This is a genomic window from Streptomyces omiyaensis, assembly GCF_014650895.1.
GTDB classification, from domain to species: Bacteria; Actinomycetota; Actinomycetes; order Streptomycetales; family Streptomycetaceae; genus Streptomyces; species Streptomyces omiyaensis.
The window spans coordinates 135571-158121 of the sequence record NZ_BMVV01000009.1 but is presented as its reverse complement, the minus strand read 5'-3'; the positions used below and the strand labels follow the sequence as shown (position 1 = coordinate 158121).

Annotated in this window: 20 protein-coding genes and 1 pseudogene; 13 read left to right on the top strand and 8 right to left on the bottom strand. The window is 75.6% G+C overall.

The genetic code is table 11. From position 1 onward, the window contains the following. Positions 1-236 precede the first annotated feature (236 nt). From IE287_RS17475 to IE287_RS17455, 5 genes are all read right to left on the bottom strand, one after another. A complete protein-coding gene (locus IE287_RS17475; protein WP_229883541.1) occupies positions 237-1019 on the bottom strand; it encodes a CPBP family intramembrane glutamic endopeptidase in 783 nt (260 codons plus the stop codon). A gap of 172 nt (positions 1020-1191) precedes the next feature. Next, positions 1192-2304 carry a tetratricopeptide repeat protein gene (locus IE287_RS17470; protein ID WP_189849974.1) on the bottom strand — a complete coding sequence of 371 codons (1113 nt, stop codon included), beginning with the start codon at positions 2302-2304 and terminating at the stop codon, positions 1192-1194. Positions 2305-2492: 188 nt separating this feature from the next. After that, on the bottom strand, positions 2493-4124 hold the full coding sequence (locus IE287_RS17465) for an ADP-ribosyltransferase domain-containing protein (RefSeq protein ID WP_189849973.1): 1632 nt from the start codon (positions 4122-4124) through the stop codon (positions 2493-2495). 70 nt (positions 4125-4194) lie between these two features. Continuing rightward, the gene (locus IE287_RS17460) at positions 4195-5001 is read right to left on the bottom strand and encodes a macro domain-containing protein (RefSeq protein WP_189849972.1); all 807 of its coding nucleotides are present in this window, start codon (positions 4999-5001) and stop codon (positions 4195-4197) included. 80 nt (positions 5002-5081) lie between these two features. Next, a complete protein-coding gene (locus IE287_RS17455; RefSeq protein ID WP_189849971.1) occupies positions 5082-5750 on the bottom strand; it encodes a class I SAM-dependent DNA methyltransferase in 669 nt (222 codons plus the stop codon). 325 nt (positions 5751-6075) lie between these two features. Between IE287_RS17455 and IE287_RS17450 the strand changes: the two genes are divergently transcribed. Both IE287_RS17450 and IE287_RS17445 read left to right on the top strand, forming a co-directional pair. After that, positions 6076-6450 carry a hypothetical protein gene (locus IE287_RS17450; RefSeq protein ID WP_189849970.1) on the top strand — a complete coding sequence of 125 codons (375 nt, stop codon included), beginning with the start codon at positions 6076-6078 and terminating at the stop codon, positions 6448-6450. Positions 6451-6640: 190 nt separating this feature from the next. Next, on the top strand, positions 6641-7033 hold the full coding sequence (locus IE287_RS17445) for an ArsR/SmtB family transcription factor (RefSeq protein ID WP_189849969.1): 393 nt from the start codon (positions 6641-6643) through the stop codon (positions 7031-7033). Positions 7034-7252: 219 nt separating this feature from the next. On the opposite strand, the pseudogene IE287_RS39440 reads toward IE287_RS17445, so the two are convergent. Then, positions 7253-7489 (bottom strand): annotated as a pseudogene (locus tag IE287_RS39440) (LysR substrate-binding domain-containing protein); the annotation flags it as partial. Between the two features lie 280 nt (positions 7490-7769). Here IE287_RS39440 and IE287_RS17435 point away from each other — a divergent pair. Both IE287_RS17435 and IE287_RS17430 read left to right on the top strand, forming a co-directional pair. Further along, positions 7770-9824, top strand: a complete 2055-nt coding sequence (locus IE287_RS17435; protein WP_189849968.1) for a phosphocholine-specific phospholipase C — start codon at positions 7770-7772, stop codon at positions 9822-9824. Between the two features lie 141 nt (positions 9825-9965). Beyond that, positions 9966-11000: a saccharopine dehydrogenase family protein gene (locus tag IE287_RS17430; protein WP_189849967.1), complete on the top strand. Its 1035-nt coding sequence runs from the start codon at positions 9966-9968 to the stop codon at positions 10998-11000. A 76-nt stretch (positions 11001-11076) separates the two neighbouring features. Here the strand turns inward: IE287_RS17430 and IE287_RS17425 are convergent, their stop codons facing one another. Then, a complete protein-coding gene (locus tag IE287_RS17425; RefSeq protein WP_189849966.1) occupies positions 11077-12081 on the bottom strand; it encodes a HEAT repeat domain-containing protein in 1005 nt (334 codons plus the stop codon). Positions 12082-12084: 3 nt separating this feature from the next. Continuing rightward, positions 12085-12807: a HEAT repeat domain-containing protein gene (locus IE287_RS17420; protein ID WP_229883540.1), complete on the bottom strand. Its 723-nt coding sequence runs from the start codon at positions 12805-12807 to the stop codon at positions 12085-12087. A gap of 266 nt (positions 12808-13073) precedes the next feature. Here IE287_RS17420 and IE287_RS17415 point away from each other — a divergent pair, with 266 nt between their 5' ends. The 9 genes from IE287_RS17415 (at position 13074) to IE287_RS17375 (ending at position 22383) form a co-directional block, all read left to right on the top strand. After that, a complete protein-coding gene (locus IE287_RS17415) occupies positions 13074-13718 on the top strand; it encodes an SDR family NAD(P)-dependent oxidoreductase (RefSeq protein ID WP_189849965.1) in 645 nt (214 codons plus the stop codon). 324 nt (positions 13719-14042) lie between these two features. After that, positions 14043-14897 (top strand): alpha/beta fold hydrolase, encoded by an 855-nt coding sequence (locus IE287_RS17410; RefSeq protein ID WP_373307861.1) that lies wholly within the window; start codon positions 14043-14045, stop codon positions 14895-14897. Further along, positions 14894-16162: an MFS transporter gene (locus tag IE287_RS17405; protein ID WP_229883539.1), complete on the top strand. Its 1269-nt coding sequence runs from the start codon at positions 14894-14896 to the stop codon at positions 16160-16162. Before IE287_RS17410 ends, IE287_RS17405 begins: the two co-directional genes overlap by 4 nt. Next, positions 16159-16839: a 4'-phosphopantetheinyl transferase family protein gene (locus tag IE287_RS17400; protein WP_189849963.1), complete on the top strand. Its 681-nt coding sequence runs from the start codon at positions 16159-16161 to the stop codon at positions 16837-16839. The genes IE287_RS17405 and IE287_RS17400 overlap by 4 nt, the downstream gene beginning before the upstream one ends. A 182-nt stretch (positions 16840-17021) precedes the next feature. Beyond that, positions 17022-17435 carry a hypothetical protein gene (locus IE287_RS38560; protein WP_229883538.1) on the top strand — a complete coding sequence of 138 codons (414 nt, stop codon included), beginning with the start codon at positions 17022-17024 and terminating at the stop codon, positions 17433-17435. Continuing rightward, complete coding sequence (locus IE287_RS17390; protein ID WP_189849962.1) at positions 17432-18262, top strand: SDR family NAD(P)-dependent oxidoreductase; 831 nt, start codon at positions 17432-17434, stop codon at positions 18260-18262. Before IE287_RS38560 ends, IE287_RS17390 begins: the two co-directional genes overlap by 4 nt. Positions 18263-18421: 159 nt before the next feature. Further along, positions 18422-19108 carry a hypothetical protein gene (locus IE287_RS17385; RefSeq protein ID WP_189849961.1) on the top strand — a complete coding sequence of 229 codons (687 nt, stop codon included), beginning with the start codon at positions 18422-18424 and terminating at the stop codon, positions 19106-19108. A 367-nt stretch (positions 19109-19475) separates the two neighbouring features. Beyond that, complete coding sequence (gene lanL, locus IE287_RS17380; RefSeq protein WP_189849960.1) at positions 19476-22184, top strand: class IV lanthionine synthetase LanL; 2709 nt, start codon at positions 19476-19478, stop codon at positions 22182-22184. 43 nt (positions 22185-22227) lie between these two features. Next, on the top strand, positions 22228-22383 hold the full coding sequence (locus IE287_RS17375; RefSeq protein WP_189849959.1) for a VenA family class IV lanthipeptide: 156 nt from the start codon (positions 22228-22230) through the stop codon (positions 22381-22383). Positions 22384-22551: the final 168 nt, after the last annotated feature.

The window sequence follows — 22551 nt, the reverse complement described above, 5'->3', positions numbered from 1 at the left end:
CGGTGGCGGCCCGGGCGGAACGGCGGAGCGGGACGGGCCGGGCCGGGCGGACGAAGCCGACGGGCCGGGCGGACGGGCAGACAGGCGCACGGACGGACGGGCAGACGGACGGGCGGACGCCGGGGCGGGCCGGGCGGGCGGGCGGGCGGCAGGGGCGTCGGAGCGGGGCGGGCGGGCGGCAGGGGCGCCGGAGCGGGGCGGGCGGGCGGAGCGGGCGGGCCCTCGGGCCAGGGTCCTCAGGGCAGGACGAACCCGGCGACGTAGCCGAAGGAGTTCAGCGCCCAGTGCAGCCCCATGGGGGCCAGCAGGCTGTCGCTGCGGCGGCGCAGCTCGCAGAAGACCGCGCCGCCCGCCGCGGTGAACAGGACGGCGGCCGCCACCGCGAGGGCGGACCCGAGCGCGGACTCCCCGAAGACGTCCGTCAGCACGGGCTTCGCGGTGGACAGGTGCAGGGACGGCACCACGTGCCACAGGCCGAACAGCAGGCTGGACACCACGGTCGCGCGGACCGCGCCCCCGGTCCGCCGCACCAGCCCGTAGAGCACTCCGCGGAAGGCGACCTCCTCCACCAGCACGGTGCCGACCGGGACCACCACGAGCACCCGCACCGCCAGCTCGGCTCCGGACATCCCCTCGTACCGCTGGTCCTCGAAGAGCGGGCGGGTGGCCGGCAGCAGCGCGGCGACGGCGTAGCAGACCCCCACGATCCCCATGAGGGCGAGCGCCCACCGGGCCCCGCGCGCCCGGGTCCCGGGCGCCAGACCGGCGTCCGCCCAGGTGCCGCCCGCCCCTCGCAGCACGCCGAGCAGCAGGGCGGTGACCGCGACGGCCGCCGCCAGCCGGAGCGGACCGGTCCAGTGGTTCAGGAGGAGGTTGGCCGCGGCGAGGACCGCGACGACGAGGACGACCGCCCACCGGGTGCCGAGGGGCCCGCGCCATCCGCTCCGCGGCGGTCGGCGCGCGGAGCCGAGGTCCTGCACGGGGCGCGGCTCGGCGTCGCCCGGATCGCGGGAAGACACAGGGAAGTTCCGTCCTTCGGCGGCGCCGGCGGTTGGTCTCGCCCTCCCCGCCCACTACGCTACCCGCCGCCCTCCCCCCGCGCCCGGCGGCACCGGCGGGGAGGGACGGGGGCGCGGGGCACCGTGCGGTCCCTCCCCGCCGGACGCGGCGGCCCGTGGGTGCCGCGTCGGGTCAGTGACCGATCCCGTGGGTGCGGGCGGCCGGGGCGGGACGGGTGCGGGAGAGCCTCGCGGCGGTGCCGCGCGCCGTCTCGAAGGCCACGACGGCGTTGCCGTCCTTGCGCCAGGGCTGGGCCCCGCACCACGGTCCGATGAGGCGGAACTGCTCCAGGGCGGGGCCGTAGAGCCGGGCCCGGAGCATGGAGTGGGCGAGGAGGTGGCGGAGGGCGGGCAGGCGCTCGTCGTCGGGCGCGACGTGCTCGAAGGAGGCGGCGACCTGCTTCAGCAGCCGCTGCGCCAGGGGGGTGGAGGGCACGGAGCCGGAACCGGAGCGTTCGGCGATCTCGCCCAGCGCGTGGAGGTAGATGCCGGCGAGCGGGCTGCCGGGCGGGGCCTTGCGGACGGCGCCGCGGGCGAACCGCAGCATCAGCCGGTCGCTGCCGAACCACTTGGCGCACCAGTACTGGAGGGCCTGCCAGTGGCCCTCGTAGTGGTGGGGAGCGCGGGCGACGAGCCCGTCCCAGAGCGGCCTGAACCGCGCGCGGTCGTACTGCGCTCCGCGTGCCGCCGTGACCATGACGACCCAGGGGCCCGGGTTCGCGGGGTCGAGCAGCGCGGCCTTCCGGGCCTCCTCGATCGCGGCGGGGAGCATGGCCCGGAAGCGGTCCATGTCGGAGGACATGACCTCGTGGGCGTAGCCGCCGCCGCGGATCGCCCAGGCGCGGTGGACCATGAGGCTCGCCTGGAGCGTCGCCGCGTCGCAGTCGCCGGGTTCGGCGGTCCGCCAGGCGTCGAGCCAGGAGTCGTCCTCCCCGGCGATGTGCTGGAGGAGTTCGATGCGGCTCCAGCGCTCGTCCCAGTCCTCGCCGGCCGCGCGGACGTGTCGTGCGGCGCGCTGCCAGTCTCCCGCCCAGGCGGCGTCGGCGACGGCCTGGCACTCCTCCCCGCGGTGCGGCGGCGGGGGCGGGCCGGCCCGCCGGGCGTCGAGGACCTCGCGGGGCGGGAGGCCGTAGTCGGTGGCGACGAAGTGCTCCGCCACCCAGGCCTCGGCCTGTCGGGGGCCGAGGAAGAGGCGGTACAGCACGACGAGGAACAGGCCGAGCGCGGCGGCGAACAAGAGGGTCACGGCGGGGAATCATTCCCGAAACGATCACTCTCCGCAATAGTCCAGGCCAAAGGAAAGCCGAGGTCAGGGGGCGGACGCCCGCCCGCCCGGCCGCCCGCCGGGCCGGCCGGTCACGGTCGGCGAGCGGCTCCCCCGCGGAGGTCTCCCCGGGCGCGGAGCCGCGTCCGGGGAGACCTCCGCCGCCGGTGTCAGGAGACGAGCCGGGTCTCCACCTCCCTGAGGCTCACCGTGCACAGGCCGCCCCGCTCGGCCTTCACGTCGGTGACCTCCAGCTGGGTGCCGGGGGCGAGGATGTACTCCTCCTCGCCGGTGAAGGCGGAGAAGCTGCGGATGCCCACCGCGCGGGCCGGCGTCACCTCGAACAGGGTCCGCTTGCCCCGGCCGCCGAGGAAGGCGCGGGCGACGCCCAGCTCGGAGGTGCAGGAGGAGACGCCCCACCAGGTGACCGTCCCGCCGACCGGGTACTGGCGGCGCAGGTCCAGGTTGACCCCGCGCCACAGGGGCTCGGTGCGGACCGGCAGCGACTCCACCGCCGAGAACAGCAGCCGCAGGTAGGGCAGGTAGGGCACGACGCGGTCGCGGTCCGGGGAGCGGAGGACGGCGTTGATGTTCCGGTAGAAGCCGGACTCGCAGGTGTAGAGGAAGAGCGCGGCGATGGCGTCGGCGGAGAGCCCCGCGCCGGCCTGCTCGTCGGCGCGCCGCTTGCCGAACTCGCGGGAGCGGTCGATGTGTCCGCCGAGCCCGCGCAGCACCCGGGCGACCGGGGCGACCGCGTCCTCGAAGGGCATGAGCGGGGTGTCGAACACGCCGGTGAGCGGCGGCAGGACGTGGCCCTCGTCGCGGACGCTGGTGAGCCGCTCCAGGTAGAGCTGGTGGAGCTCCATCGTGGAGGCGATGAAGGCGCCCATCCGGGCGGCGACGTCGCCGTCCTGGCCGCCGGAGGCGGCGGTGTCCGCCCCTGCCGGGGGCTGGTTCCAGCCCTTGCTGGGCAGCCAGTCGACCGGGTCCGCGCCGAGCGACTGCAGGGCGTCGTTCACGGTCGCGAGGTGGTCGCCCTCGCAGAACAGGTCGCCCTGCGCGGCCGGGTTGGCGTGGTCGAGGTGACGGACCTCGACGCCCGGGTACTTCTGCTCCAGCCGCCGCACGGTCGACTTCAGGCTGCGGGCGTGGGCGCCCCACCAGGCGAAGACGACGCCCCGGTCCTCCGGGTCCTCGGCCTCCTGCTTGGCGCGCAGGATCTCCTCGACGATCCGCTCGGCGACGGGCCGCCAGAAGCGGGTGTGCTCGTCGGTGGCCATGGCGCCGTCGGCGCTGGCGGTCAGCGAGGCGTTGAGGAGCAGCACGCCCTGGGTGAGCATCGCCTGGAACCACTCGGGCGGCTGGACGGTGTCCCGCTCCTTCAGCAGGGCGCGGACGTCCTTGATGGGGGTCTTCTTGACGATGCCGTACTTCCACATCGCCGCCGCCTTGATGAGGCAGCGGATGCTGACGACCCGTCCGAACTGGCTGTCCTTCCAGTCGTTGAAGGTGTTGTCGAACATGGCGATGCCGGTGGCGCTCTCCGGCCTCGGGTACGGGTTCTGCCCGAAGACGACCACCTTCCACTTGTGCGGCGGGTGGGGCTTCAGCGCCTGGAAGGTGAGCTCGCGGACCGGGACCACCTGCGGGCTGCGGCCCGGTCCGATGAACCGGTCGGCGTCCGCCCGGGCCTCGATGGCGGGCTTCAGGAGGGGCAGCCAGGCCTCTCCGCCGCCGGTGAACAGCCCGGTGAGGGCCAGGGGGTCGTTCGGGTCGGGCTGGGTGGCGGGCGCGTCGCTCATGGCGGGGGAACTCCCGGTGGTCGTGCCTGTGGCGGGCTGGGTCGGTGCGGGGTCGGCCGGTCCGGCCTGCTCAGCAGCGGGGGAAGACCCCGGCGCCGCCTGCGGCGGGCCCTCCTTCGACACCTGCTCCTTTGGCGACTGCTCCTTTGGCGACGGGGCCTCCGACGCCTGCTCCTTTGGCGACTCCCCCTGGGGCGCCTGCTCCTTCGGCAGCCGCTCCGCCGGGCGGTGTGATGCGGACCCGGGTGGTGTGCGGCTTCTGGTCGATGCCCGCGAGCTGGGTGGCGATGGTGGCGCGCAGCTCGTCGTCGTCCTCGAACCAGTGGTCGTGGAAGAGCGTGTACCCGGTCCACATCAGGTTGGCGCAGACCCGCGCCGACACGCGGCCGGTGCGGGCGCCCATCCCGACGAGCGCGACGGAGCGGATGCTGCCCGGCGCCTTCCGGTTCTGCCGGTGCACGGCCTGGAAGGCGGCCGCGCACGCCATGGCCACGTTGAGCGTGTCGCTCACGTTCTGCGAGGAGGCGACCATGGTCGGCGTCGAGATGAGAAAGCGCGGCACGGTCGCCCCCGAGGGGACGCAGACGGCGCTGCCGACCGGCAGGGAGCCGGCGAACCGGTCGGCGATGGCACGGCGCACCCGCAGCTGGATCCCCGCGCCCAGGTGGCGCTTGATCGCGGCGTCGACGCCGCCGTCCATCCGGCCGGCCGCGTTGGTCGGCGTGACCCACGCGTCCACGTCCTCGTCGAGGATGGAGCCCCGCCGGATCTCGATCCCCGGCACGTCGGCGAAGGCGGCGCGCCAGGCCTCCACCACCCCGGCGTTGACATCCGTCAACACCACCCGCAGCGCGGTGTCCACACAGCCGTCGGTCATCGAAGCCCCCTGTCGAAACGGTGTCCTGCAACACCTCCGAAACTAGTGGGCACCACTGACAACGACCCGCTCACGGCCCCTCAGGCGGGCTTCCTCGCCATCACGACCACACCCGGCCCGGTGTGCTCGTCGGCGGGGATCCGGAGCTCGGCGACGGGGGCGAGCCCGGCCCGCTCGATCAGCTCCACGAGCTCCTCCGGACGCCACTTGTGGGTCGTCCACTCCACGGCCACGCCCCCGTAGGCCTCGGTGCGGCGGAGGTCCCCGTCGCCGACGTGGGTCGCGGTGATGAAGAAGCCGCCCGGCTCCAGCGCCCGCGCGAAGTGCGCGAGGACCTGGGGCAGGACCGCACGGGGCAGGTTGAAGAGCGACCACCAGCCGAGGACGCCGCCGAGCGTGGCCTCGCCGAGGTCCAGTTCGGTGGCGGAGGCGACTTCGAAGCGACACTCCGGGTACAGCCGGCGGGCGTTCTCGACCATGCGGGGCGAGAGGTCCACGCCGGAGACGTCCAGGCCGCGCCCGGCGAGGTAGGCGGTGACCGTGCCGGGTCCGCAGCCGACGTCGAGGACGGGCCCGAGGCCGTCCACGCTGTCGGCGAAGGCGTCGATCGACGCCTTCAGCCAGGGGTGCCGGCGGATGTCGCCGATGCCCGTCGTCCGCACCATGTGGACGTAGTTGTCGGCCACCCGGTCGTAGGAGTCGCGCACCGCGTCGAGGTCGGCCGGGCGGTCGATTGAGTGTCTGCTCATTCGGTCCACCCTAGGCCGACGGTCCCGCCGGACGCGATGCCGGCCCGGGAAGGACGCGATGCCGGCCCGGGAAGGACGCGATGCCGGCCCGGGAAGGACGCGATGCCGGCCCGGGAAGGACGCGATGCCGGCCCCGGGAGGGACGCGATGCCGGTCCGGGGAAGGACGGCGCCGGCCGTCCCGTGCCCGGGGCATCTTCTTCCGGCGAAACCGCCCCGGGCGGAGCCCACTTGGTGTCTAGTGGTGCATGTCTGTGATCACCGCCCGGCCGGCCACAGACGGGGAAGCCCGGCCGGGGCCGTCGAGAACCAAGGGAGCACGACAGATGGCGAGTGTGGAGACGTCGCTGAAAGAGGCGATGACCTCGATCGAGGGCAGTGTGGGGGCCGCGCTGGTCGACTACACGAGCGGCATGGCCCTCGGCACGATGGGCGGGGGCAAGGACCTCGACCTGACCGTGGCGGCGGCGGGCAACACCGACGTCGTCCGGGCCAAGATCCGCACCATGGAGATGCTGGGCATCCAGGACGGCATCGAGGACATGCTGATCACCCTCGGCAGCCAGTACCACCTGATCCGGCTGATCAAGAGCCGTGGCAACAACGGCCTGTTCCTCTACATAGTCCTGGACAAGGGCAGGGCCAACCTGGCCATGGCCAGGCACCAGCTGCGGCGCATCGAGGCGGAGCTGGAGGTGTAACCGTCCTCGCGATTCCCGGCTCCGCACGCCCTCGACTTGAAGAACTCTTCAACTCGGCACATCTGAAAGTGATCAGTTGAGGGTGGGCGGGAGCCGGGAGGCGCGAGAATGGCCGAAGTTGTGGATCAAGGATCCGGCAGGTCCGGCCGTCGTCGTCCGGGGCGGACCGGTCCGGGGGGAGAGTCGTCGCATGCAGGTGCCGCTGTACCAGGCCAAGGCGGAGTTCTTTCGCATGCTCGGGCATCCCGTCCGGATCCGCGTGCTGGAACTGCTCCAGCACGGCCCCCTTCCCGTACGCGAACTGCTCAAGGACATAGAGGTGGAGCCGTCCAACCTCTCCCAGCAGCTCGCCGTGCTGCGCAGGTCGGGCATCGTGGTCTCCATCCGCGACGGCTCGACCGTCAGCTACGCCCTCGCCGGCGGCGACGTCGCGGACCTCCTGAAGGCCGCCCGCCGCATCCTCACCGAACTCCTGGTCGGCCAGCGCGAACTCCTGGAGGAGCTCCGCCACGCCGACGTCCCCGCGGCCGCGCAGCCGCAGCCGCGGGCGGAGGAGCACCCGCAGGAGGAACCGGCCGTCTGACGCCCCGCCCCCGCGCTCACGGCCGTCGGACCGCGCGCGGGGCGGGGCGGGCCCGCCGCGCCTGCACGGCCCCGGCCGGAGGCCCGGCGGCAGGCGGGACGCCTCCGCCCAGGCGGCCCCGGCGCGGCCGTCCGGGCCGTCGGCGGAGGCGTCGTCGTCGTCATCGCCATCGCCATCGCCATCGCCATCGCCATCGCCATCGCCGGGGAGCACGTACCGCTCCTCGTCCAGGGGGACCGCCCGGAAGCCCCCGGGCACCCGGCGCGGGCACGTCGCCCCAGTGTCGATCCCGAAGCTCCGCAGCTGCCGGACGACGTCCTCCGCCCCCGGGTCCGCCGTCACCTCGACGGTGACGAGCGGGTGCCGCCCGCGGAAGGGGCCGGTCGGGAGGGCCACCCCGCCCGAGGCGGTGGGGACCGCGCCGATCCGGAGCCGGCCGCTCGGACCGGTCCGCAGCGCGTCGGCCCCGCTCCCGGGGGAGTCGCGGTCGGCGAGGCTCCACCGTGCCCGCGGGACCGCCCCCCGCGCGCCGCCGTGCCGGCACGGCGCGCGGCCGACATGTCCGAAGATGCGCGTTCATGTTGGTGGTGCGTGGGGGATTTCGCCGGGTGTACAGCGGGAAGTCACCGGACGGTCGGGGCGTGGTGGCTCTCGGACGCTCTTCTTGGGGCGCTCCGCGCCGGTCTCCGGCCGCCGTTCCGTTTCCGTCCGCTCGACTCCGGAGGACTACTCCCCCATGGCCGACCTCGATCGCCGCCGGTTCCTTCAGCTCGCCGGCGGCGCCGTCGCCTTCAGCGCGCTGTCCGAGTCCATCGCGCGCGCCGCCTCCATCCCCGCCCAGGGCTCCACGGGCACGCTCCAGGACGTCGAGCACATCGTCGTCCTGATGCAGGAGAATCGTTCCTTTGACCACTACTTCGGAGCGATGAAGGGCGTCCGCGGCTTCGGCGACCCCCGTCCGGTCACGCTCCCCAGCGGGAAGTCCGTGTGGAACCAGTCGGACGGCTCGAAGGTGACGCTGCCCTTCCGTCCGGAGAGCGCGAAGCTCGGGATGGAGTTCCTCCAGGGACTCAACCACGACTGGGCGGGCGGCCAGAAGGCCTTCAACAAGGGCAGGTACGACAACTGGATACCCGCCAAGACCAAGGCGACGATGGCGTACCTGACCCGGGACGACATCCCCTTCCACTACGCGCTCGCCGACGCGTTCACGATCTGCGACGCCTACCACTGTTCGTTCATCGGCTCGACCGACCCCAACCGCTACTACCTGTGGTCGGGCCACACCGGAAACGACGGCACCGGCGGCGGCCCGGTCCTCAACAACGCCGAGGCCGGATACGGCTGGAAGACCTACCCGGAGCGGCTGGAGGCGGCCGGGATCTCCTGGCGCGTCTACCAGGACATCGGCGACGGGCTGAACGCGGCCGGCTCGTGGGGCTGGATCGACGACGCGTACCGCGGCAACTACGGCGACAACTCGCTGCTCTACTTCAACGCCTACCGCAACGCCCAGCCCGGCAACCCCCTGTACGACAAGGCCCGCACCGGTACGAACGCCAAGGCGGGCGAGGGCTACTTCGACCGGCTGCGCGCCGACGTGCGGGCCGGCACGCTGCCGCAGGTCTCCTGGATCGCCGCGCCCGAGGCCTTCTCCGAGCACTCCAACTGGCCGTCGAACTACGGTGCCTGGTACATCGCACAGGTCCTCGACGCGCTGACGTCCAACCCGGACGTGTGGGCCCGTACGGCGCTCTTCATCACCTACGACGAGAACGACGGCTTCTTCGACCACGTCGTCCCCCCGTACGTCCCCGGCTCGGCCGCGCAGGGCCTGTCGACGACCCCGACCGCGCTGGACCACTTCCCCGGCAGGACGGGGTACGTCGCCGGGCCCTACGGCCTCGGGCCGCGCGTCCCCATGCTCGTCGTCTCGCCCTGGTCCACCGGCGGCTACACCTGTTCCGAGACCTTCGACCACACCTCGGTCATCCGCTTCATCGAGCGCCGCTTCGGGGTCCGGGAGCCGCAGATCTCGCCCTGGCGGCGGGCCGTCTGCGGCGATCTCACCTCCGCCTTCGACTTCACCCGCGCACAGACGCAGCCCGTCGCGCTGCCGCCCACGAGCGGCTACTACCCGCCGGACCGCGACCGGCACCCGGACTTCCCGGCCACCGCGCCGGCCGTCGGCACGATGCCCCGCCAGGAGCCCGGCTCCAAGCCCACCCGTCCGCTGAAGTACGCCCCCTACGTGGACGGTTCGGCCGACACCGCGGCCGGCACCTTCCGGCTGGCGTTCAGCGGCGGCCCGTCCGCCGGCGCCCAGTTCCACGTGACCTCGGCGAACCGCACGGACGCCCCCTGGACGTACACGGCGGAGGCGGGCAAGTCGATCGCGGACACCTGGAACACCAAGTACTCCAAGGGCACCACCGACCTCACCGTGCACGGCCCGAACGGCTTCCTCCGCCGCTTCCGCTCCCCCGGGAAGACCGCCGTCCCCGAGGTCACCGCGCGCCACGACGCCGCGAACGGCGCCCTGAACCTCACCTTCACCAACGCGGGCCCCGCGACGACCGTGACCCTCACCCACGCCTACGGGGGCGGCACCCGGACGGTCCCGGTGGGCCAGGGGGCGACCGTCGCCCTCTCGGTGCCGCTGGCGGCCTCCGGCCGGTGGTACGACGTCACCGTCACCTCCGCCGCGCACACCGACTACGTGCGCCGTCTGGCCGGGCACGTGGAGACGGGCGCGGAGGGGGTGACGGACCCGGGCATCCTCACGTACTGACCCCGAGGGGGCTCGGCGGGGCCCGTGTCCGGAAGTGTGCGGGGCATGTCGTTCCCGACACTCGCGGGCCCCGCCCGCGCCGCCCAGGATGGTCCCGGAGCCGACGCCGACCGGGCGCGGCACAGGGCGGGGAGAGACCTCATGGCAGCGGGACAGACGGTGGCGGTGTACGGCGCGTACGGGCACACCGGCCGGTTCGTGGTGGCGCACCTGCGGGAGCGGGGCTTCGTCCCGGTCCTCGCCGGGCGTGACGGCGGCAAGCTGGAGGCGCTGGCGGAGGAGCACCCCGGGCTCGCCGTGCGCCCGGCCGGGGTCGACGACCCGGCGGCGCTGGACCGGGCGCTGGCCGGGGCGGACGCGGTCGTCAACTGCGCGGGCCCCTTCGCGACGACGGCCGCCCCCGTCGTCGAGGCGGCGCTGCGGGCCGGGATCCCCTACGTCGACGTGGCGGCCGAGATCGAGGCCAACGCCGACACCTTCGCCCGCTTCGCGGAGCGGGCGAAGGAGCGGGGAGCGGTCGTCGTGCCCGCGATGGCCTTCTACGGCGGTCTCGGCGACCTCCTCGCCACGGCCGCGATGGGCGACTGGACGACGGCGGACGAGGCGCACGTCGCCTACGGCCTGAGCGGCTGGGAGCCCACGGAGGGGACGCGGCTCGCCGGAAAGGTCTCCGCGGAGCGGCGCGGCGGCCGCCGGGTCCGCTTCGCCGAGGGGCGGCTCCAGTACCACACCGACGAACTCCCCACGCTGACATGGCCGTTCCCGGAGCCGATGGGGCCGCGGGCCGTCGTCGGCGAGTTCACCATGGCCGACGTGGTCACCCTCCCCAGCCACCTCTCCGTGCCCACCGTGCGCACCTACATGTCGACCGAGGCGGCCGGCGGCGTCACCGGGGCGGACACGCCGGCCCCGACGGCGGTCGACGAGCGCGGCCGGTCCGCCCAGACCTTCCTCGTCGACGTGGTGGTGCGCTCCGGCGGGCGGGAGCGGCGCGCTGTGGCCACCGGACGGGACATCTACGCCGTCACGGCCCCGCTCGCGGTCGAGGCGCTGGACCGGATCCTCACCGGACGGACCCGGACGACGGGCGTCGCCTCCGCCGGCGCGCTCTTCGACGCGGCCGACTTCCTCCGCTCCCTCGCCGCCGCCTCGCACCTCGACTGGCGGACGGTCTGACCGGCGCGGGCACGGACCGCCACCGGCCGGCGAGCGGGCAGCGGGCGACCTCATCCGGGGCGCGGTCGCGGTCGGGTCAGGGGGCGTCGCGGAGGCGGCGGAGGTAGAGCGCCGTGAGGGAGACGGCACGGTCCTCGTCGTGGGCCAGGTCGGCGAGGGCCCGGGAGGCGACCGGCCCGGGGACGTCGGCGAGCGCCTGGGTGAGGCGGCCGCGGGCGGCGGGTCCGGCCGAGGGGCGCGCGAGGCCGTCGACGAGGCGGGCCGCGATCGCGTCCGCCGTGGCGGCGTCCGCGGCGAGGACGCCGAGCGCGTCGGCCGCGTCGGTGTCGTTCCTGCCGTCCAGGACCATCGCGACGAGCTCGGGGATCGCGTCGGGTTCGCCGCGGGCACCGAGGGCCAGCGCCCCCTGGGCCCGGACCACCGGGTCGTGGTGGGCGAGGGCGTCGCGGAGCGCGGCGACGGCCCCGTCGCCGGGGAGCGCGGCGAGCGTCCGCACGGCCCGTTCCCGCACCGCCGCCGACGGGGAGCCGAGGGCCCGTGCCAGCAGGCCGGGGCCGCCGTCGCCGGAGCGCGCCAGGGCCCAGCGGAGGGCTCCGGCGACGTTGGGTTCCGGCTCGTTCAGGACCGCCTCGACCAGTGCCTCGACCGGTACGGGGACCTCGTCGCCCGAGGAGAGGGCGGCGCGCTGGCGGGCGTCCTTGCTCGCCGACCCGAGGGCCTGGAGGAGTGCGACGACCTTGAGGGCGTCGTCCCAGTCGGCCGGTCCGGCGGCGTCGATGCGGCGCAGGCGGGTGAGCAGTTCGGTCTCGGCCGCGATGCGGGCGCGGGTCTGGTCGATGAGGTCGCCCACGAGCTGCGCGGGGGTGAAGCCGGGGTCGTCGAGGGCCCGGCCGATCTCCCGCAGCGACAGTCCGAGCGAGCGGAGGCTCTCGACGTGGAAGATCCGCCGGATGTCCTCGTCGCGGTACTCGCGGTACCCCGAGCCGGTGCGGCCCGAGGGCCGCACCAGGCCGAGCGACTCGTAATGCCTGAGCATGCGGGCACTGACGCCGGAGCGCCGTGCCACCTCACCGATCAACACGCCCTAGTGTCCCCCGTCCGGGGCCCCGCCCAGCGCCACGACGCGCTTCGCCTCCTCGATCGCGTGCGCGAACCCCGTGTCGGGGTCGGCCAGGATCCGCGCGGTGGCGAGCGCGTGGGCGCGGACCTCCGGGTCGGGGTGGGAGGAGGCGGCGTCCAGGAGCGGGGCGATCACCTCGCCGAGGTCGATCAGCGCACGGCTGAGGCTGAGCCGCGTCTCCTGCCCGCCCCGCCCCAGCTGTCCGGCGAGCACCGCGGCGAGGGCGGCCTCCTCGCCGTCCGGCACGAGCACCACCGCCGTCCGCCACGCGGCCCGCGCCACCTCGCCGTCCGGGTCGGTCAGGTGCCCCCGGGTGATCGCCGGCCAGGCCCGCGGGTCGCCGATCTTGGACAGCGTGTGCAGGGCCTGGCTGCGCGCCCTCGCCCGCTCCGAGCGGAGCTCGGCGAGCATCCTGGGGAGCGTCAGCTCCACCGGGTGGCGGGTCAGGGCCCAGGTGAGCATGTCGCGGACGAAGAACTCCGGCTCCACCGCGCACCGTTCGGCCAGCGGGTCCACGAAGCGGGGGTCGGGCGCCGTGCCGACCGCCAGCGCGGCCCGCAGCCGCACCGAAGGACGCCCGTCCTCCAGGGCCGCCAGCGCGCCCCGCACGTCCTGCGGCTCCGCCTTCCGGTCCTGCTCCGCGTGCCCGACCTGCCCGTCCTGCCGGTCCTGTCCTGTCATGGTCATCGGGACCACCTCCTCGACCGCAGTCAAAGGCTTGTCACCGTGTCAAGGTCAAGCGGATCCCGCCGCGGCCCCGGCTCTCCCCGCGACCCGGGGTGGTCCCCGTGCTCCCCCTGGCCTCCGGTGATCCGTCAGGGTCCACAGGGATCCGCCACGCTCTTTTCCCCCGGTGATACGCCGTGATCGACGGTGATCCGCGCGGAGGGAAGGGTTCCCGGCAGCGTGCGGTTGTCCCCACCGTCGTCGGACGCCGAAGCGGAGGAACGGTCATGGCGGGAGTGCTGGTCATCGGAGCGGGGCCGGGTATCGGACGGGCGGTGGCACGGCGGTTCGCGCGGGAGGGGCTGCCGGTCGGGCTGGTCGCGCGGACGGAGGAGACGGTGGAGGCGGCGGCCGCGGAGATCGGCGCGCTGGGGGTGCGGGCCGTGCCGCTCACGGCCGACGTGGCCGACGAGGAGGCCCTGCGCACCGCGCTCGACGCCGCCGTGAAGGAGCTGGGCGAACCGGACGCCGTCGTCTACAACGCGGCCGTCATCCGGCCCGACGCCGTCGGCGAACTCCCGCACCGCGCCCACCTGGACACCTACGCGGTGAACGTCCTCGGCGCCCTCACCACCGCCGCGCACCTGCTGCCCGGGATGGCCCGGCGCGGACGGGGCACCTTCGTCGTCACCGGCGGGATGCCGGAGACGAAGCCGTCGTACGTGAGCCTGTCCCTCGGCAAGGCCGGGGTACGGGCCCTCGTCGAACTGCTCGACGCGGAGTACGGGCCGTCCGGCGTGCACGTCGCCACGGTCACGGTCGGCGGGGCCGTCGCGCCGGGGACGGCGTACGACCCCGACGACATCGCGGAGCGGTACTGGCGGCTGCACGCCCAGCCGCGCGAGCGGTGGGAGCGCGAGGTGGTGCACTGACCCGTCCGGGCGGGGCCCCGGGAGACCGGGGCCCCTCGGGAAGGAAGGCGCAGGAGGAGGGAGGGGGGAAGTGTCGGGCCCCCTCCGGAGGAAGGGAGCCTCGGCCGGAAGGGGAAGGCGCCGGAGGGTGCTGACACTTCCCTGACCCCGGCTTTGCGCGGCGCGGACGTTTCCGAGGGAAGCGGCGGGAAGCTCACCGAGTCCTGGACCGGCGCGTCTTGAGGCGGCGGGCGGCGCCTGCCGATGCTGGAGGTGTCGTTTCTTCGGTGTCGGGCGGGGAGGGGTGGGCGGATGACCGCCGTGTCGTCGCGGGTGTCGCCCGGGGTGCGTCGGGTGACGCTCGGTGCAGGTCGGGAGGCACCCGTCACCGGGCTGCTGGCCGAGCCCGAGGGCGGGCCCGGCGCGGCCCGCGCCCTGGTGGTCGCGCTGCACGGCGGCGGGATGAGTTCCGGGTACTTCGACGGGCAGGCGCACCCGGACGTCTCCCTCCTCTCCCTGGGGGCGCGGCTCGGCTACGCGGTGCTCGCCCTCGACCGGCCGGGGTACGGGCCGTACGCGGGCCTGGAGCCGGACGGACGGGACGTGGCCGAGCAGGCCGGGGTGGTCGCGGAGGCGCTGGCGGGGTTCGCCGAGGGGGCCCTGCTGCTGCTCGGGCACTCCTTCGGGGGCAAGGTCGCCCTCGCCCTGGCGGCGGACCGGGCGCCGCGCGGGCTCGTGGCGGTGGACGTGTCCGGGGTCGGGCACCGACTGGCCGTGCCCGCCGGGCGGGCCGCGCGCGGGGACGGCTTCGGGGCCCGGCAGCTGGACTGGGGACCGACCTTCGGGCTCTACCCGCCGGGCACCTTCCGCGCCAGCCGGTCCGTGGTGGCGCCGATGCCCCGGCGGGAGGTGGAGTCGGTGGGCGGCTGGGCCGGCGGCGGCGCGGACGTCCTGGAGAGGGTCGCGGTGCCCGTGCGCTTCACCTTCGCCGAGCACGAGGCGTGGTGGCGGCACGGGCCGGACGACGTGGCCGACCTGACGGGCCGGCTGGCCCGCTCGCCGCGCGTCGTGGTGGACCGGCTGCCGGGGGCGGGGCACAACGTCAGCCTCGGCTGGGCGGCCCGGACGTACCACCTCAGGGTTTTCGCGTTCCTGGAGGAGTGCCTGGCCGCGGGCGGGCCGACGGGGCGGGAGGCGTGAGCGCCCGCTCCGGCGGGGTCTTCAGCGCCCTGCGCGTCCGGGACTTCCGGCTGTTCGTCCTCGGCCAGCTCGTGTCGGTGGCCGGCACGTGGATGATGGTCGTCGCGCAGGACTGGCTCGTCCTCGGCCTCACCGGTGGCTCGGCGAGCGCGCTGGGCACGGTGACGGCCCTCCAGTTCGCGCCCCTGCTGCTGCTCACGCTGTACGGGGGACGGCTCGCCGACCGGTACGACAAGCGGGCGCTGCTGACGGGCGCGAACGTGCTGTCCTGCGCGCTGGCCCTGGGCCTGGCGGTGCTGGTGCTCACGGACGGGGTCCGGCTCTGGCACGTCCACGTCTTCGCGTGCGCCCTCGGGGTGGTGAACTCGGTCGAGGTGCCGGCCCGGATGGCGTTCGTCGGGGAGCTCGTCGGCTCGGAGCTGCTGCCCAACGCCTCGGCGCTCAGCGCCGCCTACTTCAACGTCGCCCGGGTCGTGGGTCCGGCCCTGTCGGGGCTGCTGATCTCGGCGGCCGGGGTGGGGTGGGTGATGCTGCTGAACGCGGCGAGCTACGCGGCCACCGTCGTCGCCCTGCGGCTGATGCGGGGCGGCGCCGGGCGGGCGGGGCGGCGGGGCGGCCGGGTGCGGGTGGTGGACGGGCTGAAGGCGGCGGGCCGCTTCGACCTGGCGGTCCCGCTGGTGCTGGTGGCCGTGGTGGGGCTGTTCGGCCTGAACTTCCAGCTGACGCTGCCGCTGCTCGCCGCGCGGGTGCATCACGCCGGTGCCTCGACCTTCGGCGTGGTGACGGCCGTCTTCGCGGCGGGGTCGCTGGTGGCGGCGCTGGTGACCACCGTGCGGCGCGGCCGTCCGTCGGCCCGGCTGGTGGCCGGATCGGCGGTCGCCTTCGGGGTGCTGGAGGCCGCGGTGGGCGTGGTGTCCTCGTACGGGCCCTCGATGGTGCTGCTCCTCCTGACCGGCGGGGCGTCGATCTTCTTCGTGCAGGCCGCCAACCACCGGGTCCAGCTGGGGGTCGCGCCCGAGCTGCGCGGCCGGGTGCTGGCCCTCTACACGCTGATCCTCCAGGGGTCGACGCCGCTGGGCGCGCTGCTGGTGGGCGTGCTGGCCGACCGGTGGGGGGTGCGGTGGGCGTTCGTGGCCGGCGGTCTGGTGTCGCTGGCGGCGGGGCTCGGGGCCCTCGCCGCCGGGCGGCGCGGCGAGCCGGGGACCGTACCCGCCGGGGCCGTGGCACGGGAGCGGGAACCGTCCGGCGGGCGGGCGCGGCCGTGAGGGGGCCGACGGGGCCGGTCACCGTGGAGGTGTGGCTGCTGGACGTGCCGGCGGAGCTGCCGGAGGGGGCGTGCGGGCCGCTGGACGAGGGCGAGCGGCGCCGGGCCGGGCGGTTCGCGACGGAGGCCGGGCGGCGCCGGTACGTGGCGGCGCACCTGGCGCTGCGGCAGGTGCTGTCCCGGTACACCGGGGTGGCTCCGGGCGAGCTGCGCTTCGGCCGGGAGGGGCGGTACGGCCGGCCGGTGCTCCGGGGCGCGGCGGCGCCGGGTTTCTCGCTGTCGCACGGTCACGGGGTGGTCGCCGTCGCCGTGGCGGCCGGCGCGGTGTGCGTGGACGTGCAGCGGGTGTGCCCGCCGGGCACGGTGGAGGCGTGCCTGCCGCGGCTGCACCCGTGGGAGCGGGCGGAGCTGGAGAGCGTCGCCCCGGCCCGGCGGGCGGCGGAGTTCACCCGGTTGTGGGCGCGCAAGGAGGCGTATCTGAAGGGGCTGGGCACGGGGCTCGGGCGGCCGCCGCGCGCGGACTACCTGGGGGACGCGGCGCCGGCGGCCCGGCCGGCCGGGTGGGGCGTGGCGCAGGTGACCGCCCCGGCCGGGTACGCGGCGGCGGTGGCCGTCCCGGTACCCGCCGGGGAGACGTGGGCGGTGCGGTCGGTGCGGTCGGCCCTCGGCCCGGCGTGAACGACCTGTTTCCGGTCCGGGGGGGGCGGCGAGTCCCCGGCTCTGTGTAGGCGGTGGGCTGCCGGCTCGGCGTGAGCGGTCGGCTTCCGCTCCGGGGGGACGGTCAGTCCCCGGTCCCCCGTGAGCGGCCGCGGCCGGGGACCGCGTCGATCAGTTCCCTGGTCCAGGGGTGGCCGGGTGCGGTGAAGACGGTCTCCACCGGTCCCGTCTCGGGGATCGCCTCCCTCTACCGGACCCTGCCGTCCGCGCTCGTCCCGCAGGGCAGCTCCGTCCTCTACATGCTCAACCAGCTCGGCGCCTCGGTCGGCATCGCCACCGTCGCCCTCGTCGTGCAGACCGCCGGCGACGGCGACGCCGTGCGCGGCTTCCGCGCCGCCGCCTGGACGGTGACGATCGCCCTGGTCGTGACCCTGGCCGCCGCCACCCAGCTCCCCGGCCGCCCCGGACCGCGGCAGCAGCCCGAGGAGTCCGGCCCGCCCGCCGCGGAGGAGTCCGCACCGCCCGCCGGCACCGGCTCGCGGGCCGGCGAGGACCCCGCCCCGTCCACCACCGGGGAGGGCGCCGCGGCCGGCGCCGCCCGAGGGGAGGAACGGTGAGCACCCTCGTCGTCGCCGGCGGGACGGACGGCATCGGCAAGGCCCTCGCGGAGCGCCACCTCGACCGGGGCGACACCGTCTTCGTCATCGGCCGCGACCCCGTCAAGGGCCGCGCCTACCTGGAGCGGGCGCGGGACCGCGGCGCCGCCGGCCGGGCGCACTTCGTCACCGCCGACCTCGGTCTCGTCGCGGACACCACCGCCGCCGTCGACGAGATCGCCGGGCGGGCGCCCGCCGTGGACGCGCTCGTGCTCTGCGCCCGCCACTACCGCTACCGGCGCACCGAGACGCGGGAGGGGTACGAGGAGAACTTCGCCCTCTTCTACCTCAGCCGCTACCTCCTCGGCCACGGCCTGGCCCCGGCCCTGGGCCGTTCGGGACGCGGGGTGGTCGTCAACGTGGCGGGGCCCGGCGCCCCGCTCGACGTGGTGCGCTGGCACGACCTCCAGTTCGGGCGGGACTACCACGGCGGCGCGGCGCTCGGCCACGGCGGCAAGCTCAACGACCTCCTGGGCGTGGCCTTCGCCGACCGGTACGCGGCCACCACGGGCGTCCGGTACGTCCTCGTCCACCCCGGGGTCACCGCGACCGGCTTCTCCGGCGAGTACGACGCCGGGACGCTCCTGCACATCCGGGCGATGCAGCGGGGCGCCAAGCCGGTGTCGGCGGCCCTGCCGCCGATCACCGCCGCGCTCGACGACCCGCCGTCCGCCCCCCTCACCGCCTTCGTCGAAGGACGGCCGCTCCGGGTCGACACCCGCGACTTCGACCGCACGGCCGCGCGCCGCCTGGAGGAGATCACCGAGCGGCTCCTGCACGAGGGATGACGGTGCGGGGAAGCCCGCCGCGCGGGCTTCCCCGCACCGAGCGGAAATCCTCTGGTCGAAGACCTGACGAAGACCTGACACGGCAGCTCTTGGGCGGCCCGGCCGGGACCCGGAGACTTGATCCGTCCCGGACATCCCGCCCTCGCCCAGGAGGCTCCCGTGCCCCACCCGTCGACCCCCGCCACCACCCGGCCGGTCCTCGACAGCCCGCACAGCGCCGTGGCGCTCGTCGCCACCGTGTCCGTCGACTCCTCCGACGGCGGACTCGCCGCGGCGGAGGCGGCGGCGCGCGCCGGGGGCGAGGCCGACGCCTGGCCGCAGGGCCTCCTCTCGTCCAGCGTCTACGTCTCGAACACCGGCGACACCGTCCTCACCTACACCCAGTGGGGCTCGGAGGAGGCCCTCGCCGAGGCACTGGAGGACGCCGGTCCGGCCACCGCCTGGCCCCCCGGCCTCGACGCCCTCCCCGGCGCGGGGACCCCGGCCGGCACGCCCTTCCGCCACTACCGCGCCGTCCTCGGCACCGCCCCCGCCGACCCCGCCGCCCTCACCGAGTCCTTCCCCGTCGCCTTCTTCGACACGGCGGACGCGGCGGCGGCCGAGGAGTGGCTCGACGGCCTGCTGGCGTCCGAGGAGAGCTCGGAGGGGGCCGACCGCGCCTATCCCGGGGCGGTCGCCGCGCACCTGCACATCAGCCTGGACGGGACGAAGGTCCTCAGCTTCTCCGAGTGGCTCTCGGAGGAGCAGGCCGTCGCCCACATCGAGGAGGTCTGGGCGCCGGTGCTCGAGGAGTTCGGGGGCACCGGCACCCTCTACCGGCACGTCGGGACCCGTCTGCGGCCGTGACCCCGGGCGGGGCCGTCCCCGGGGGCCGTCCCCTGGGGGGCGTCCCGGAAGGGGCGGCCCCGCGGCACCCGTTCCGCCGCCGCCGACTCCGCCGCCGGACCGGGCCCACGCCCCTCCCGCACGGCCCCGACCACCCTTCCCCCACAGCCGCGACCACCCTTCCGGCACGGTCGGCCACCCCTCCCGAACGGCCCCGACCGCCCCCGAGCGAGCGGTCGTGCGCCCTTCCGCGCCGGGCGCGCCTCCCGGTGGGACAACTCGGCCGCGCGCTCGCCGTAACCGGTGAATCCGGGGGGTGGGAGGTTCGGATCGGCACGTGCGCCGGGCACGTTCCCGCCAGCGGTTCTCGCCGTTGAGAGGGATGGGCATGACGAGCCACGCCACCGAAGCCGTACTGGAAGAACTCCTGCACCGAGCGCTGCACGCCACGGGTACCGGCGGGCGCTGGACGACCGAGACGGACGACCTGTGGTGCCGGGTGGCACCGACCTCCGGGGAGCGCCGCCGGCAGGGCTGGAAGCTGCACCTGTCGGCGACGGCCGCCTCCGCGCCGGCGGTCCTCGCGAAGGCCCTGGAAGTGCTGCTTCCCGACACGTCGGGGTTCAAGTTCGCCCGCTCGCTGGAGCAGGTGAGCGCGCTCAACTCCCGTGCGACGCCGCGCGGCAGCTCCGGCAAGTTCGTGACCGTGTACCCGCGTTCGGACGCCGACGCGGCCCGGCTCGCCGGGGAGCTGCACCGGGCCACGACGGGGCTCGCCGGGCCGAGGATCCTCTCCGACCAGGCGTACGCGCCCAACAGCCTGGTGCACTACCGGTACGGCGCCTTCGTCGGCCGCCGGCGCCTGTCGGACGACGGACTGCTGGTCTGGTACTTCGAGGACCCCGACGGCAATCCCGTCGAGGACCGGCGGACCGGCGCCTACACCCCGCCGGAGTGGGCGGTCAGCCCCTTCCCCGCCCCCGCGCCCGCCGCCCCGCGCGCGCCCGAGGCGCCGAGCCGCCCGGTCGTGATCGGCGGCCGGTTCTCGGTGCGGGAGGCGATCCGGCACACCAACAAGGGCGGTGTCTACCGGGGCAGCGACGTCCGCACCGGAGCCCCGGTGGTCATCAAGGAGACCCGTCCGCACGTCGAGGCCGACGCCTCCGGCTTCGACGTCCGCGACTGGCTGCGCGCCGAGGCCCGGACGCTGGAGAAGCTCCGGGGCACGGGCCTCGCGCCGGAACCGCTGGCGCTCTTCGAGCACGGCGGGCACCTGTTCCTGGCACAGGAGGAGATCCCGGGCGTCCCGCTGCGCACCTGGGTCGCGGAGCGGTTCCGCGACGCCGGCGGCGAGCGGTACGGCACCGAGGCGGCCGCCCAGGTGGCGCTCCTGGTCGACCTGGTCGCGGCGGCCCACGCCCGCGGCTGCGTCCTGCGGGACCTCACCCCCGGCAACGTGATGGTCCGCCCGGACGGGGAGCTCCGGCTCATCGACCTGGAGCTCGCCGTCCTGGACGACGACGCCCCGCTCCCGACACGGGTGGGCACGCCCGGATTCAGCGCCCCCGAGCGCCTGGTGGACGCGCCGGTCTCCCCGACGGCCGACTCCTACAGCCTCGGCGCCACGGTCTGCTTCGTCCTCACCGGCAAGGTGCCGAACCTGCTGGACGAGGAGCCCGCCGACCGACCCGCCGAGGAGCGGCTCGCCGACTGGCTGACCGCCTGCACCGCCTCCGTACGGCTCCCGGACGGCATGCGGGAGCTCGTCCTCGGGCTGATGCGGGACGAGCCCGCCGCCCGCTGGACCCCCGCGGCGGCCCGCGAGGCCCTCGCGGCGGCCCGCCCGCCGGGAGCGGCACCCGGTCCCGTCCGGCCCGGGGCCCCGGCCGACGCGCACACCGGCGGCCGGACGGACCGGGAGGACCGGACGGCCCGGGCCGTCGAGACGGCGGTGGCGGGCGTGGTCCGGCACCTCCTCGACACGATGGCACCCGGGGAGGACCGGCTGTGGCCCGTCTCCACCCGGGCCGGCGAGAGCGACCCGTGCACCGTCCAGCAGGGCGCCGCCGGTGTCCTGGCGGTGCTGACGCGGTACTTCGAGCTCACCGGCGACCCCCGCCTCCCGGAGGTGCTGTCCACCGCGGGCCACTGGATCGCCGACCGCACCGACCCCGCCTCCGCCCGTCCCGGCCTGCACTTCGGCGCCCGGGGCACCGCCTGGGCGCTGTACGACGCCGGGCGCGCGGTCGGCGACCGGGCCCTGACGGACCACGCCCTGGCCCTGGCCCTGGCTCCGCAGCAGCCGACGCCCAGCCACGACATCACCCACGGCACGGCGGGCGGCGGACTCGCCGCCGTCCACCTGTGGCGGCGCACCGGTGACGCGCGCCTCGCCGAAGCGGTCGCCGACGCGGCCGACCGGCTGGCCGCCGCCGCGCGCCGGGAGGGGACCGGGGCGAGCTGGCCGGTCCCGGCGGAGGCCGTCGCCGAGGAGGCGGGCAAGCGGTACCTCGGCTTCGCCCACGGCACGTCCGGCATCGGCTGCTTCCTCCTCGCCGCCGCGTCCGTCACCGGCCGCCCGGAGGACCGGGAGCTGGCCGTGGCCGCGGGTGAACACCTGCTGGCCCACACCGTGGACGTGGGCGGCGCCGCCCAGTGGCCCGCGCAGACCGGGGACGTCCCCACGGCCCCGTACTGGTGCCACGGCTCGGCCGGCATCGCCTCGTTCCTGCTCAGACTGTGGCGGGCGACCGGCGACGACCGGTTCGGCGCGCCCGCCCGCCGGGCGGCCCGGGCCGTGGTGGAGCGGGCGTCGCGCGCCGCGCTGACCCAGTGCCACGGCCTGGCCGGCAACGGCGACCTGCTCCTCGACCTGGCCGAGGCGACGGGCGATCCCGCCCACCGCGCCGACGCCGGGCGCCTGGCCGACCTCATCGTCGCCGAAGCGGCCCACCGCGGCGGTCACGTCGTCTTTCCCAACGAGTACGGGGACGTCTCGACGGGCTGGAGCGACGGGGCCGCCGGAATCCTGGCGTTCCTCCTGAGGGTCCGCCATCCCACAGAGCCCCGGCACTGGATGGTCCAGCAGCCGGTATGAGCGGCAGAAAACCTGCCGCCGCCTCACAGAGAAGGAGAATGCCATGGAGAACCAGGACCTCGAACTGCTCGCCCGCCTGCACGCCCTTCCGGAGACCGACCCGGTCGGCGTCGACGGAGCGCCGTTCGCCGCGACGTGCGAGTGCGTCGGCCTGCTCACGCTCCTCAACACCGTCTGTATCGGCATCAGCTGCGCGTAGCGCCCGTCGCCTCCCCCGGCCGGTGGCTGTCCCGGGGCAGCCATCGGCCGGGGTGAGGCACCCGCACCGCCCCTCCGGGCGGCGCGGCCGGTCCGGTGCCGCGGAGCCGTCACCCCGACGTCTCCTCCCGCACCGGACCGGCCCTTCCGACGGCGACCCCTGGACGAG

What these genes read in the sequence shown, in the direction of transcription:
- IE287_RS17465 (WP_189849973.1), bottom strand. Translation starts at nt 4,124, where the DNA reads ATGAGCGACGCGCCCGCCACCCAGCCCGACCCGAACGACCCCCTGGCC.
- IE287_RS17460 (WP_189849972.1), bottom strand. Translation starts at nt 5,001, where the DNA reads ATGACCGACGGCTGTGTGGACACCGCGCTGCGGGTGGTGTTGACGGAT.
- IE287_RS17455 (WP_189849971.1), bottom strand. Translation starts at nt 5,750, where the DNA reads ATGAGCAGACACTCAATCGACCGCCCGGCCGACCTCGACGCGGTGCGC.
- IE287_RS17450 (WP_189849970.1), top strand. Translation starts at nt 6,076, where the DNA reads ATGGCGAGTGTGGAGACGTCGCTGAAAGAGGCGATGACCTCGATCGAG.
- IE287_RS17445 (WP_189849969.1), top strand. Translation starts at nt 6,641, where the DNA reads ATGCAGGTGCCGCTGTACCAGGCCAAGGCGGAGTTCTTTCGCATGCTC.
- IE287_RS17435 (WP_189849968.1), top strand. Translation starts at nt 7,770, where the DNA reads ATGGCCGACCTCGATCGCCGCCGGTTCCTTCAGCTCGCCGGCGGCGCC.
- IE287_RS17430 (WP_189849967.1), top strand. Translation starts at nt 9,966, where the DNA reads ATGGCAGCGGGACAGACGGTGGCGGTGTACGGCGCGTACGGGCACACC.
- IE287_RS17420 (WP_229883540.1), bottom strand. Translation starts at nt 12,807, where the DNA reads ATGACCATGACAGGACAGGACCGGCAGGACGGGCAGGTCGGGCACGCG.
- IE287_RS17415 (WP_189849965.1), top strand. Translation starts at nt 13,074, where the DNA reads ATGGCGGGAGTGCTGGTCATCGGAGCGGGGCCGGGTATCGGACGGGCG.
- lanL (WP_189849960.1), top strand. Translation starts at nt 19,476, where the DNA reads ATGACGAGCCACGCCACCGAAGCCGTACTGGAAGAACTCCTGCACCGA.
- IE287_RS17375 (WP_189849959.1), top strand. Translation starts at nt 22,228, where the DNA reads ATGGAGAACCAGGACCTCGAACTGCTCGCCCGCCTGCACGCCCTTCCG.